We start from the raw sequence: 11901 nt of genomic DNA, 5'->3' as shown, positions 1-11901 counted from the left end.
GCCGTTCAAGCCAATAAGGAGGGCGTCATGATGCAGGGAACGTTCAGACCGGAGACGGTTATGGGACGAGAGCTATTCGTTTATACGCCGGTGTCTTACGAAGCGGGGGACCGCCGGTTTCCGGTCGTTTACGTGCAGGACGGCGGCGAGATGGTGAAGCAGGGCCTGAATGCGTTGGAGCATCTGGTCATGACGAAGCGGCTTCCGGAGCTGATCTTCGTCGGCATCAAGCCGCGCGACCGGAACGGCGAGTATACGCCCTGGTCGGCCAAAGCGCTCGCCCCGGACAGGCCGGATTTCGGCGGAGGCGCCGCAGACTATTTGCGGGAGCTTGTCGGCACGATCAAGCCTTTTGTCGACGGACGGTACCGCACCCTGCCCGGCAGGGAGTCCACCGGCATCGCAGGCGGATCGCTGGGCGGGCTCGTCTCTCTTTACGCGTATTATTTGTACCCGGAAGTATTCGGCAACTTCGCCTTGCTGTCCGCTTCTTTCTGGTACGAAGGTTTTCTGGAATACATGGAACGCCAGCCCGCGTCCGAATCGTCCGGGCACCGGATCTACATGTACGTCGGCGCGCTCGAAGGGATGTACAAGACGAATGTTCAGAAAGAAATGGTAAGCAGGACGAAGCGGGCTCACCGCCTGCTGCTGGACCAGGGCTTCACGGAAGACAGGCTGAAGTTCGAAATCGGCGAGAGCGGGACGCATGACGGGATGTTGTTTGCCCTAAGGTTCCCTTCGGCGCTGCAATGGCTGTTCGGAGAAAGGAGCGATAGCGTTGGAACAAAAGCTTAAACGTTCGGCGTTCACCATTCCGGGAACGGAGCAGTGGACGCTAAAGAGCCGCCGCGGCGCGGAGTACCGGATCATGGTGTTCAAGCCGGAATCCGCCCCGCCGGCCGAGGGCTATCCGGTCATCTACATGCTCGATGCCAATTCGGCTTTCGGCGCGATGGCGGAAACGGTCCGGATGCTGGGGCAGGGGCCGCATAAGGTGGGGCCGGCCGTCGTCGTCGGCATCGGCTACGAGACCGATCGGCCGCTGGAGACGGACCGCCGGTTCTATGATTACACGGTGCAGGCCGGAGCGGACGAGCTGCCGCCGCGCCCGAACGGCTCGGCGTGGCCGGAGACCGGCGGAGCGGACCGCTTTCTGGATTTTATCGAGGAGGAATTGAAGCCGCTGATCGAGCGGGAGCTGCCGGTCGACCGGAGCCGCCAGACGCTGTTCGGCCATTCGCTGGGCGGCTTCTTTGTGCTGTATACGTTTTTTACGCGGCGGGAGGCTTTTCAAACATACGCGGCGGGAAGCCCGTCGATCTGGTGGAAGAACCGGTATCTCGTTTCGCACGCCGACCGTCTGGCGGCTTCCGCGGCGGAGACCCCGCCGGAACGGGCGCCGCAGACCGGGCTTTTTATCGGCGTCGGCAGCCTGGAAAAACCGCACATGATCGAGGATGCCCGAGACCTGTACGAGCGGCTGTCCGCTGCGGGCGTTCCGGGCTTGCGGCTTGAATATCGCTGTCTGGAGGAAGAGAACCATCTCTCCGTCATTTACCCGCTTCTCGGACGCGCGGTCCGGTTTGCGCTGGAAAGCGGCAAGCCCTCGAAGGCGACGCGCTAGGCGCCGGTTCGAGGGCTTCAGGCCGCCTGGCTTGCATTCGCTTGGCATCGTGCATACGAAACAGAGCGTCAAGAAAAAAACGTTTGTCCTCGCCCAAAACAACAAGCTGGCGAATTGCTATCTTATCAAAATTTGGCAAAAAGTCCAGCGCCGTTCAGACGCCGTACAGCCGGCGGTACTCCGTCGGGGTCATCCCCTCGTTCTCCATGAACCGTTTGTTGAAATAGCTTACGCTCGGATAGCCGGCATCCGCAGCGATTTGCCCGATTTTCGCCTCTTTGCGCTCAAGCAGCCATTGCTTGGCCATCTGGAGGCGGGAGCGCGTAATGAAGTCCATCGGCGTCATCTCCGTCACGCTGCGAAACAGCTTGCAAAAATAATACGGGCTTACGCCTGCCTTGTTCGCCCATTCTTCCAGCGAGAACGGCTTGGCCGCTTCCTGCTGCATCAGCGGCAGCAGCTCCAGAATGCGGCTGTCCGATGAGCCCCCTCCGGCGCCGGCAAGGGGGACGGCCTGTTCAACGAAAACGGACAGCACTTCGTACGTCAGCGTGGACAAGCGGGCCGGAAACAGCATCCGGTGCGCCTCGGCTTCCGCAAGCAGCGTTTCGTGGGCCTGCTCCCACAAGTCGGGGCGGCGCAGCGTCCACAAAGGGCTCTTGTGCAATCCCCGCCAGGTCAAATAATCTTGCAGGCCGGCGCCGCTGCCGTAAAAATGAACCCAGCGGACCGCCCACGGATCGTCTTCGCTGCTGTAGTACCGCTGCCGCTGAAGCGGGAAATACAGCACGGCTTCCCCGGCTTTCAGCGTGTGAACGTTTCCGTCGATCTCCACGTAGCCTTTGCCGGAAACAACGAAGTGAATGTTGAAATTGTTCAGTGCGCCCGCTTCCCGGGACACGCTGTGCTCGGGGTAGTCGCGGTAAAAACCGACCGACTCGGGAAAGCAGAAGAAGGGCGTTTGCGGAAGGGTCGGCAGTAGGCACTGCCGCTGCATAGGACAAGCACCTCGATGACAATATTGTTTTAATTCGATGCAAAATATTATTATTTTAATTTTAAATAAACTTCCATATAATCGCAATATAATCATAATTCCAAACAAGCTGAGGTGGGGAGCTGCATGAGTCGAAAACTGAGATGGGGGATTTTGGGGTGCGCCGCAATCGCCAAGCGGGCGGTCATTCCCGGGCTGCGGCTGTCGGAGCTGAACGAGCCGGCCGCAATCGCGAGCCGGGATGCGGACAAGGCGAAGCAAACGGCGGAGGCGTTCGGCATTCCCGTCGCGTACGGCAGCTACGAAGCGCTGCTTGCGGACGAGTCGATCGATGTCGTTTATATTCCGCTGCCGAACCATTTGCACCGGGAATGGACCCTTCGCGCCGCGGAGGCGGGCAAGCATATTCTGTGCGAAAAGCCGCTCGCGCTGACGGCGGCGGAAGCGGCCGAGATGGTTGAAGCGGCCGAGCGTGCCGGCGTCCGTCTCGCGGAAGCGTTCATGTACCGGCACCACCCGCGTTACGACACGATCAAGGAGCTTATCGCGTCGGGCGCGATCGGGAAGGTGCGGGGCGTTCGCAGCGTCTTTACGTTCAACAACGCCGGCGACAAGGGGAACGTCCGGTTTCGCAAGGCGTGGGGCGGAGGCTCGATTTACGATGTCGGCTGCTATCCGATCAGCGTCGCGCGCCTGCTGCTGGAACAGGAACCGGAGGCGGCGACGGTGCAGGCTTTCTTTTCGCCGGAGCACGACGGGGTCGACATGATGGCCTCCGGGCTGCTTGAGTTTCCCGATTCGGTGGCGCTTACCTTCGACTGCGGCATGTGGGCGGCTCCGCGCAATACGCTCGAGGTGCTCGGCACCGACGGCCTCATCGAAGTGCCGTCGGCGTTCCTTACGCCGCAGCCCGGCAGCGGGAACTTCTATCTGACCGCCGGGGGAGAACGACGGGAAATCGCGGTGCCCGACGTCAACGCCTATGCGGCGCAAGCGGATCATCTGGCCCGATCCATCCTGGACGGAACGCCGCTGCGCTTTGAACCGGCCGACGCCGTGCGGAACATGAAGGCGATCGACGCCTGCCTTCTGTCCGCGCGCGAGCGGAGAAGAGTGGAACTCGAATCCTGACGGGGAGGCGACGGAGCGGTGGAGTACATCGAAATTCCGGGGCTCGGCAAGCCCGTGTCCCGCCTGGTGAAAGGAACGGATTATTTTTACCACGAATCGTACGGGAGAGCGGCCGCCAACCTCGACGCCTTTCTCGCGATCGGCGGCAACGCCGTCGACACGGCGCACGTCTACTGCGGGGGCCAGAGCGAGGAGGTGCTGGGCCGCTATATGAAGGAGCGGGGCAACCGCGACCGGCTGGTCATCCTGACCAAAGGGGCGCATCATGACGCGAACGGACCGCGCGTCACCCCGGAGGCCATCCGCCATGATTTGGAGTCGAGCCTGAAGCGGCTGCAAACGGATTTTATCGATCTGTACGCGCTCCACCGCGATGATCCGTCCGTGCCGGTGGGACCGATCGTCGAAGCGCTCAATGAGCCGATCCGATCCGGCAAGGTCGGGGCGATCGGCGTGAGCAACTGGACGTGGCGGCGCATTCAGGAAGCGAACGATTATGCGGCCGCGAATGGGCTGGTCGGGTTTACGTTCAGCAGCCCGAACTTGAGCCTCGCGAAGCCGAACGAGCCGTTCTGGCCGGGCTGCGTGTCGGCGGACGCCGAAACGTGCGCCTGGCACGAGCGGACGCAAATGCCGCTGCTTTCCTGGTCGTCCCAGGCGAGAGGCTTCTTTACGGGGAGATTTTCGCCCGACGTTCGCGACAACCCGGACATCGTCCGCGTATTTTACAACGACGGCAACTGGGAGCGGTTGAACCGGGCCAAGCGGCTGGCGGCGGAGAAGAACGTATCCATGATCCAGATTGCGCTCGCCTACGTGCTCAATCAGCCGTTTCCCACCTGCGCGCTGATCGGCGCCCAGTCGCCGGAAGAACTTCGCTCCTGCGATGAAGGCTCGAAGATCCGGCTGACCCGGGAGGAGCTTGCGTGGCTGGATCTTGAAGCGGAAAGAGGATAAGGGCAAAAACGGATGCGCGGCTCCGAACCATCGGGCAGCGACAGGCCGAATGAAGGCAGACCGGACGCAAGAGCCGCGCCGGCACGTTTCCTGCGCTGCGCGAAGCTCGGCCCCAATGCTCAAAAGGCTGTCCCGTATGGGACGGCCTTTCGTTTTGACGGCCTTCGCGAGCATGCACGACCGCTACGGACGATCGCGAAACGGAATGAAAAATCTATGTAAAAAACAAAAAAACGAATAAATGAAAAAGAATTAACTTGACAAAACGATAAAAAAGAATAAAGAATAAAAATAAACGATCGATTGCTTATGCTGCGGATGGCTGCCGGATTCGGGGGGATTCTCGGCAAGGGTATTCTCGGCAACGGCAAAATCGCGTGGACCCGGAATAGGCCGCTCAAGTCCCGCAATGGCCGGATTATCCTGCCGTGACCACGTTGATATTCAATGCCGTCAAGCTGTCCACGATCTCTTGGGGTGCTTTCGAGTCCGTGATGATCGTGTCGATGTCGGCGGTCTGGGCGAAAGAAGAAATCGAGCTTTTGCCCAGCTTGCTGTAATCCAGAAGCGCCACAAGCTTCTTCGCGGCTTTGGCCATCTCTTTCTTCAATTCCACTTCATAAACGTTGAAATCCGTCAGTCCGTCTTCGATCGTGAATCCTCTGGCCGAAGCGAACATCGTGTCGACATTGATCTGATTCAGGATTTGCGTTCCCAACGTCCCTTCCAATGCAAACGATCCCACCCGCAGCACGCCTCCGATCAGAATGACCGTGATGCCCGGATTTTCCCTCAATTCCAAAGCCGCATAGATTCCGCTTGTAACGACGATCAAGCGAATCGGTTTTTTCCTCAGCATTTTTGCCATTTCCAACGCGGTCGAGCTGGCGTCCAGCAGGATGCATTGGCCGTTGTCCACCATTTCCAGCGCCTTTGCGGCGATGGCCTTCTTCTCTTCAAGATTTTTCATCTGGCGCACGACAAAATTGGTTTCCGTCGGAGCTTCGGCTTGCAATACCGCGCCGCCATGCGTCCGCTGCAACAGGCCCTCCTCTTCCATCCATTGCAGGTCGGAACGGAGAGTCGCTTCGGATACGCCCAAAATTTCCGAAAGCTCCTTGACGGTCGCCCGATGCTGTTTTTTCAAATGTTCAATGATTTTATCTCTTCTTTCCGTTTTGAACATTTTTGACATTTATATCACCTTTTTTGTTTTATGCAAGCGAATTTTACGTTTAGCATACCAAAAATGATTTTCGCAATCAATCAATCGATAAAAATAAGCGGAGAAAAAGACGGCGGAAGATCGAATTTTCGCTTGCATTCAACAATATTATAACAAAAAACCAGACCTTTATTCGAAGAAATACGAAAAAAATTCGAAACAAAAAATTGACAATACGAAAATAAATGATAATATTGACTTAAATCACAATCAGGATGCGGTTCTCGGAGGTGGGGAAACGAATTGCAGGATCATCGTTCAAGTTAGCAGCGAGTAGCAGCGAGTGGCAGCGCAGTATCTTGGCAGCGTTTACAATGGATGGTCAAAAATCGTTGCGAAACCGCAACGGGACAATGGGGTGTCAAGCGTGAAAAAACGGTATGCCATGAAAACGATCGTACTGCTTGTTGTAACCGCTTTACTTGTCTTTACGGCAGCCTGTTCTTCCGGCAAATCGGGAGGCTCGGAGCCCGGCGCGACGGCATCCGGCAGCCCGGAAAACTCGCAAGCTCCCGGCTCGGAATCGGCATCGCCGGCAAACGGCTCCTTTGACTGGAAGCAGTATTCGGGCCAGGAAATCGACGTTTTGTTGAACCAGCATCCCTACGCGGAAGCGATCATCGCCCGATTGCCCGAGTTCGAGAAGCTGACCGGCATCAAAGTCAAGTATTCCATTACGCCGGAGGAAAACTACTTCGACAAGCTGACCACGGCGCTTAATGCCCGCAACGGCAACCCGGACGTGTTCATGACCGGTTCCTATCAGTTATGGGAGTATGCGCCCGCCGAATACGTTCAGGAGCTGGATTCCTTTTTGAAAGACCCTTCCAAAACTTCTCCGGACTACGATCTGAACGATATTTACAAAGGCATTCTCGACGGCGACCGTTGGGATTTGGTGCCCGGCCATCCGGTCGGAACCGGCAGCCTCTGGGCGTTGCCGCTCGGCTTCGAAACGAACGTTCTGGTCTACAACAAGCGCGCGCTGGACAGCATCGGCGCACAGCCGCCCAAAACGTTCGACGAGCTTATTGCGCTCGGCGAGAAGCTTAACGGTTGGAACGGCGACGGCTCTTACGGAGTCGCTGTCCGCGGAACGCGTTCCTGGGCCACGATCCATCCGGGTTATATGACGGCCTTCAGCATGAGCGGCGCCAAAGACTTCGAGATCCAGGACGGCAAGCTCGTATCCAAGGTGGACAGTCCGGAAGCGATCGAAATTACGAAGAAGTTCGCCGAACTGGTCAAAAAAGCCGGTCCCAAAGACTGGACCAACTACACTTGGTATCAGGCTTCCTCCGACTTGGGCGCAGGGAAAGCGGCCATTGCGTTCGACGCGGATATTTTCGCCATCTTCCAAGGATCCAAGGGCGCTTCGAAAGAAGCCGGCAACCTCGGAACGGCGCCGCCGCCGATCGTCAAGGAAGGCCAAGCGGTTGGAGCCAACGAGTGGATCTGGTCGATCGCCATGAACAACGCCTCCAAGAAGAAAGACGCAGCCTGGTTGTTCATGCAATATTTTACGGGCAAAGAGCACACGCTGTGGGGCGCAACGCAAGCCAGCGTATTTAACCCGATTCGCGCTTCCGTATGGGAGAACCCGGATTTCCTCAAACGCATTGCCGAATTCCCGGGGTATGAGGACACCTTTAAAGCCATTATTGACAACACTTCCATCAAATTTACGCCTCAGCCGGAATTCTTCAACACGACGACGGAATGGGCCGCGGCGCTCCAAGACATCGTGACCGGGAAATCCGATGCGGAAACGAGAATGAAGCAATTGGCGAAGGATATCAACAAACGCGTGGAGCGTATCCGGACCGAATAGAATAAACGATTGGACGGGGGGCGGGGGCGATGCGTAACGGCTGTCGCGACCGCTTTCCGCAACGGAAGGAGAAGGTTCATGAGTTCCATCGGCAAGTCGGGCGAAACGGTCCAGATCGCGGATCTGGCCAAAGATCGCATGGATACGTACCGGGTGCCGCCGATTCCGTTTATGCGCAAAGCGCGGCCCTATTTGATTTTGGCGCCGGCGCTGCTGCTTACGATCGGCATTCTGATTCCGTTTTTTATTTCCATCTATTATTCGTTTACGAACTATTCGTTCAAATATAAGGATTATTCGTTCGTGGGATTGGAAAATTGGACCCTGATGCTGAAAGATCCGTCCTTTTGGCACAGCGTCTGGGTAACCGGGCAATACGCGATTTTCTCTACGGGCGCGGAAATGCTGCTGGGCATCGGGGTTGCCCTCTTGCTCAATCAGGAAACTCGGCTCGCCAAAGCGCTTCGCATGGTTCTCATTTTTCCGCTCATGATTGCGCCGGTCATTGCGACCCTGATCTGGCAGCTGATGACGAACAACTCGGTCGGCGTGATCGCTCATTTTCTCCGTTCCGTCGGAATCGACAATTTCGTATGGGGAGCCGATCCCAAGACGGCCATGTTCTCGGTTGTGCTGATCGACGTGTGGGTGTATACGCCTTTCGTCATCGTTCTGGTGCTGGCGGGCTTAAGATCGCTGCCGAAGGCGCCTTTTGAGTCTGCGATGGTAGACGGCGGCTCCGCCTGGTTCACCTTCAAGACGCTAACTTTGCCCATGATCAAACCCTTGTTGGTGATCGCTTTGTTGTTCAGGACGATGATCTCGCTGCAGGAATTTTCCATTATTTTCGCTTTGACCCGCGGGGGACCGGGCGATACGTTGATGTCCTTGTCGCTCACGGCTTACAACGAGGCTTTCACGTACAAGGAGTTGGGCACGGCTCTTCCTTATATGCTGATTCTCTGGATTTTCGTCTACATCGTGAGCCATTACATGATCCGTTACTGGAGCCGCGCGCAAAAAAACGCATCCGGAAGTTGAGGGGGCCGTTTAAATGGGGAACACCAATCCGTTTTCGAAGCTTTTGAAGAACGCGGCGCTGCTGCTATACGCTCTGTTCGCATTGTTCCCGTTGTTCTGGATGATTCTGATTTCGTTCAAGCATGACCGGGAGATGTTCAACACCGTCTTTCTTTTCCATCCCACTCTGGAAAACTATAAAGTGCTGTTTTCCTCCAACGAGTATATCGGGTACTTTCTCAACAACGTGTACGTCAGCGTAGGCGCGGTCCTCGTGTCCATCGTGGTCGGCGTGCCTGCCGCGTACGCGCTGGCCCGGTTCGACTTTAAAGGAAAAGAAAATCTGGCGTTCACGTTCCTCTCATTCCGTTTTGCGCCCGAGCTTCTGGTCATTCTCCCCTTGTTCCTGATTTATCAAAAAATCGGCTTGTACGACACGTATTTCGGGTTGATCTGGGTTTATCAATTGATTTCGCTTCCTTTTATCATCTGGATTTTGAGGGGTTATTTCGAGGATATTTCACCGGAAGTGGAGCATGCGGGACGGGTGGACGGATATTCCTGGTGGCGCGTGTTTTTGAAAATCATCATGCCGTTGATCAAGCCCGGCTTGGTCGCGGCGGCGCTGCTGTCCTTCATTTTCGTATGGAATAACTTCACGTTCGCCCTTCTGCTTGCCGGCCAAGGCGTCATCACGACGACGGTGGCCTCTTTAAAATACATTTCCTCCGACACGGTGCACTACGGCCAGATGGCGGCGGCCGTCACGATCTCGGCACTGCCCGAAGTCATCCTGGCGCTGTTGATCCAGAAACATCTGGTGCGCGGTTTGAGTATGGGAGCGGTCAAAGGTTAGGAAGCGGAGAGGAGAGATGGCCATGGCGGATATCGCTCTAAAGCAGGTTACCAAGAAATACAAGCAGCATACGGCCTTGAACGGCGTCAGCATCGACATTAAGGACAAAGAGTTTTTTGTCATCTTCGGACCGGCGGGCGCCGGCAAGACGACCCTGCTGAACGTGATCGCCGGCATCGCCGTTCCGGAAGAAGGAGTCGTCACCATGAACGGCAAGGTCGTGAACTCGATAGAGCCGGAAGACCGGAACGTGGCCATGGTGTTCGAAAACTATGCCCTGTATCCTCATATGTCGGTCTTCGATAATATAGCTTCTCCGCTTCGGAGTCCCAGGTACCGCCAGCCGGAGAGCAAAATCAAGGAAGAAGTCCACCGGGTCGCCAAGATTTTGAGGATCGACTGGCTGCTTCAGCGTCTGCCTTCGGAGCTGTCCAACGGCCAAAGGCAGCGCGTTTCGCTCGGCCGCGCCTTGGTCAGAAGTCCGGAAGTATTTCTGATGGATGAACCGCTGACGCATCTGGATGCCAAACTGCGCCATCAGATGCGGGCTGAATTCAAGGAAATGCAGGCGAACCTAAACACCACCACGATCTATGTCACCCATGATTATTTGGAAGCGTTGAGTCTGGGCGACCGCATTGCGGTCCTTAACGAAGGACGGATCGAGCAGATCGGCACGCCGGACGATATTTATTACCGCCCGGCCACGGAATTCGTCGCGGAAGCGTTCGGCGAACCGGAGATTAACCTTTTGACTGCCGGCATCGTTCGGAAGGGCGGGGAATGGTATCTGAACCTTTTGGGGGACAGCGACCATTTTACCGTTCCCCGGCAAGTGAAGAGCGTCATCGAAGAGCTGCAGTTGGAAACCGTGAGGGTCGGTTTCCGTCCCAAAGATATCAAGTACAGCTTTACCGACGATTCGGCTTCCATGCTGCGCGCCGCGGTATACAGCTTCGAGCCGCTCGGTTCCAAAGCGATTCTGACGGCTCATGCCGGCGGACAATTGATCCGGCTGATCGCTCCCGCCGATTTGGAGGCGCGGCCGGACCGGCCGATTTACCTCAAATTCAATGTGGACGAAGCCATCTTTTTCGATGAACGAACCAGGCGGTTCATCGCGCGCGCCGGAGAGAAGGGAGGACGCTTCGTTGGCTGAACTGGTCATCCGGAATTTGAACAAAACGTACACCAAACAAAAAGAGTCGATTCATGCCGTCAAGTCCTTGAACTTGACGGCCAAGGACGGAGAGTTCATCGCTTTCCTCGGTCCTTCCGGATGCGGCAAATCGACCACGCTTCGCATGATTGCCGGCTTGGAGACGATCACTTCCGGCGAGATCGAAATCGGGGGGACGGTGGTCAACCGGCTGCATCCGAGCAAGCGGAATGTCGGATTGGCGTTCGAAAACTATGCGCTCTATCCGCCGCTGACGGTTTACGAGAATATCGCGTTCAACCTTCGGGCGAGGAACATGCCGGAGCCGGAGATCAAACGCGAGGTGGACAAAATTGCGGAGCTTCTCCAAATCACCCCCTTGCTCCAGATGAAACCGTCGGCTTTGTCGGGAGGGCAGAAGCAGCGCGTCAATATCGCAAGAGCCATCGTGCGAAAGCCGGCCGTTCTGCTTCTGGACGAACCGTTGTCCCATCTCGACGGCAAAATGCGCCAGAGCATGCGCACCGAGCTGAAACGGCTGCATACGGAAATCCGGTCGACCAGCATCATCGTGACGCACGACCAGTCGGAAGCGATGGCGCTGGCCGACCGGATCGCGATCATCAACGAAGGCGTCCTTCAGCAGTACGGCACGCCTCTGGAAGTGTACAACCATCCGGCGAACGAATTCGTGGCCGGCTTCATCGGGGAACCCCCGATGAACCTGTTCACGGTAACCGCCTTTACGGAGAAAACGGGCAGGAAAATGTTCCGGATCGACGGGTCGCCGATCGAGTTCGCGGTGCCGGATGCCTATCGGGATCGAGTGATAGACGGCAAGCCGTACCGGTTCGGCATCCGTCCCGGCGACATCCATATCGTCGCGGGCAGCGAACCGCACACGCTCAGGACCCGGGTGACGATTTTCGAAAATCTGGGCGAGGAGTGCCGCATCCATATCCGGATCAACGACGCGCTGCTCAGCCTGGTGACCGGAGAAAACGTGTTTTTCCAACCGGGAGATCCCATTTGTCTGCTGTTCCGCGAAGACCGCATTCATCTGTTTGACAGCCAGAACGGAAACCGAATTTAAACCAT

At 56.8% G+C, this 11901-nt stretch carries 11 protein-coding genes; 9 read left to right on the top strand and 2 right to left on the bottom strand.

The window, feature by feature from the left end; translation table 11 throughout:
• Positions 1-27: 27 nt before the first annotated feature.
• Together F560_RS0102940 and F560_RS0102935 are read left to right on the top strand one after the other, a co-directional pair.
• On the top strand, positions 28-798 hold the full coding sequence (locus tag F560_RS0102940; protein WP_245554799.1) for an alpha/beta hydrolase: 771 nt from the start codon (positions 28-30) through the stop codon (positions 796-798).
• Entirely contained in the window at positions 782-1627 is an 846-nt protein-coding gene (locus F560_RS0102935) for an alpha/beta hydrolase (RefSeq protein ID WP_019004214.1), read from the top strand. Before F560_RS0102940 ends, F560_RS0102935 begins: the two co-directional genes overlap by 17 nt.
• A 154-nt stretch (positions 1628-1781) precedes the next feature.
• On the opposite strand, the gene F560_RS0102930 is transcribed toward F560_RS0102935, so the two are convergent.
• Positions 1782-2624 carry a helix-turn-helix transcriptional regulator gene (locus F560_RS0102930; protein ID WP_019004213.1) on the bottom strand — a complete coding sequence of 281 codons (843 nt, stop codon included), beginning with the start codon at positions 2622-2624 and terminating at the stop codon, positions 1782-1784.
• Positions 2625-2750: 126 nt separating this feature from the next.
• Here F560_RS0102930 and F560_RS0102925 point away from each other — a divergent pair, with 126 nt between their 5' ends.
• Both F560_RS0102925 and F560_RS0102920 read left to right on the top strand, forming a co-directional pair.
• Positions 2751-3755: a Gfo/Idh/MocA family protein gene (locus tag F560_RS0102925; RefSeq protein ID WP_019004212.1), complete on the top strand. Its 1005-nt coding sequence runs from the start codon at positions 2751-2753 to the stop codon at positions 3753-3755.
• 18 nt (positions 3756-3773) lie between these two features.
• On the top strand, positions 3774-4712 hold the full coding sequence (locus F560_RS0102920; RefSeq protein ID WP_019004211.1) for an aldo/keto reductase: 939 nt from the start codon (positions 3774-3776) through the stop codon (positions 4710-4712).
• Positions 4713-5130: 418 nt separating this feature from the next.
• Here the strand turns inward: F560_RS0102920 and F560_RS0102910 are convergent, their stop codons facing one another.
• On the bottom strand, positions 5131-5898 hold the full coding sequence (locus tag F560_RS0102910) for a DeoR/GlpR family DNA-binding transcription regulator (RefSeq protein ID WP_019004209.1): 768 nt from the start codon (positions 5896-5898) through the stop codon (positions 5131-5133).
• 406 nt (positions 5899-6304) lie between these two features.
• On the opposite strand from F560_RS0102910, the gene F560_RS0102905 reads away from it, so the two are divergent.
• From F560_RS0102905 to F560_RS0102885, 5 genes are all read left to right on the top strand, one after another.
• Positions 6305-7768 carry an ABC transporter substrate-binding protein gene (locus F560_RS0102905; RefSeq protein WP_019004208.1) on the top strand — a complete coding sequence of 488 codons (1464 nt, stop codon included), beginning with the start codon at positions 6305-6307 and terminating at the stop codon, positions 7766-7768.
• A gap of 78 nt (positions 7769-7846) precedes the next feature.
• Positions 7847-8809, top strand: a complete 963-nt coding sequence (locus tag F560_RS0102900) for a carbohydrate ABC transporter permease (protein WP_019004207.1) — start codon at positions 7847-7849, stop codon at positions 8807-8809.
• A gap of 13 nt (positions 8810-8822) precedes the next feature.
• Positions 8823-9644 (top strand): carbohydrate ABC transporter permease, encoded by an 822-nt coding sequence (locus tag F560_RS0102895; RefSeq protein ID WP_019004206.1) that lies wholly within the window; start codon positions 8823-8825, stop codon positions 9642-9644.
• 22 nt (positions 9645-9666) lie between these two features.
• Positions 9667-10803 (top strand): ABC transporter ATP-binding protein, encoded by a 1137-nt coding sequence (locus F560_RS0102890; RefSeq protein ID WP_019004205.1) that lies wholly within the window; start codon positions 9667-9669, stop codon positions 10801-10803.
• Positions 10796-11896 (top strand): ABC transporter ATP-binding protein, encoded by a 1101-nt coding sequence (locus F560_RS0102885; RefSeq protein ID WP_019004204.1) that lies wholly within the window; start codon positions 10796-10798, stop codon positions 11894-11896. Before F560_RS0102890 ends, F560_RS0102885 begins: the two co-directional genes overlap by 8 nt.
• The last annotated feature ends 5 nt before the right edge of the window (positions 11897-11901 follow it).

This window comes from Cohnella laeviribosi DSM 21336, assembly GCF_000378425.1.
In the GTDB taxonomy this organism is placed as follows: Bacteria; Bacillota; Bacilli; order Paenibacillales; family Paenibacillaceae; genus Cohnella; species Cohnella laeviribosi.
The sequence above is the reverse complement of the archived record's forward strand: the minus strand, read 5'-3'. Positions and strand labels throughout refer to the sequence as shown.

Excerpts from the sequence above, each read along its gene's own strand:
- F560_RS0102940 (WP_245554799.1), top strand. The coding sequence starts at position 28 with ATGATGCAGGGAACGTTCAGACCGGAGACGGTTATGGGACGAGAGCTA.
- F560_RS0102930 (WP_019004213.1), bottom strand. The coding sequence starts at position 2,624 with ATGCAGCGGCAGTGCCTACTGCCGACCCTTCCGCAAACGCCCTTCTTC.
- F560_RS0102925 (WP_019004212.1), top strand. The coding sequence starts at position 2,751 with ATGAGTCGAAAACTGAGATGGGGGATTTTGGGGTGCGCCGCAATCGCC.
- F560_RS0102910 (WP_019004209.1), bottom strand. The coding sequence starts at position 5,898 with ATGTTCAAAACGGAAAGAAGAGATAAAATCATTGAACATTTGAAAAAA.
- F560_RS0102900 (WP_019004207.1), top strand. The coding sequence starts at position 7,847 with ATGAGTTCCATCGGCAAGTCGGGCGAAACGGTCCAGATCGCGGATCTG.
- F560_RS0102895 (WP_019004206.1), top strand. The coding sequence starts at position 8,823 with ATGGGGAACACCAATCCGTTTTCGAAGCTTTTGAAGAACGCGGCGCTG.
- F560_RS0102890 (WP_019004205.1), top strand. The coding sequence starts at position 9,667 with ATGGCGGATATCGCTCTAAAGCAGGTTACCAAGAAATACAAGCAGCAT.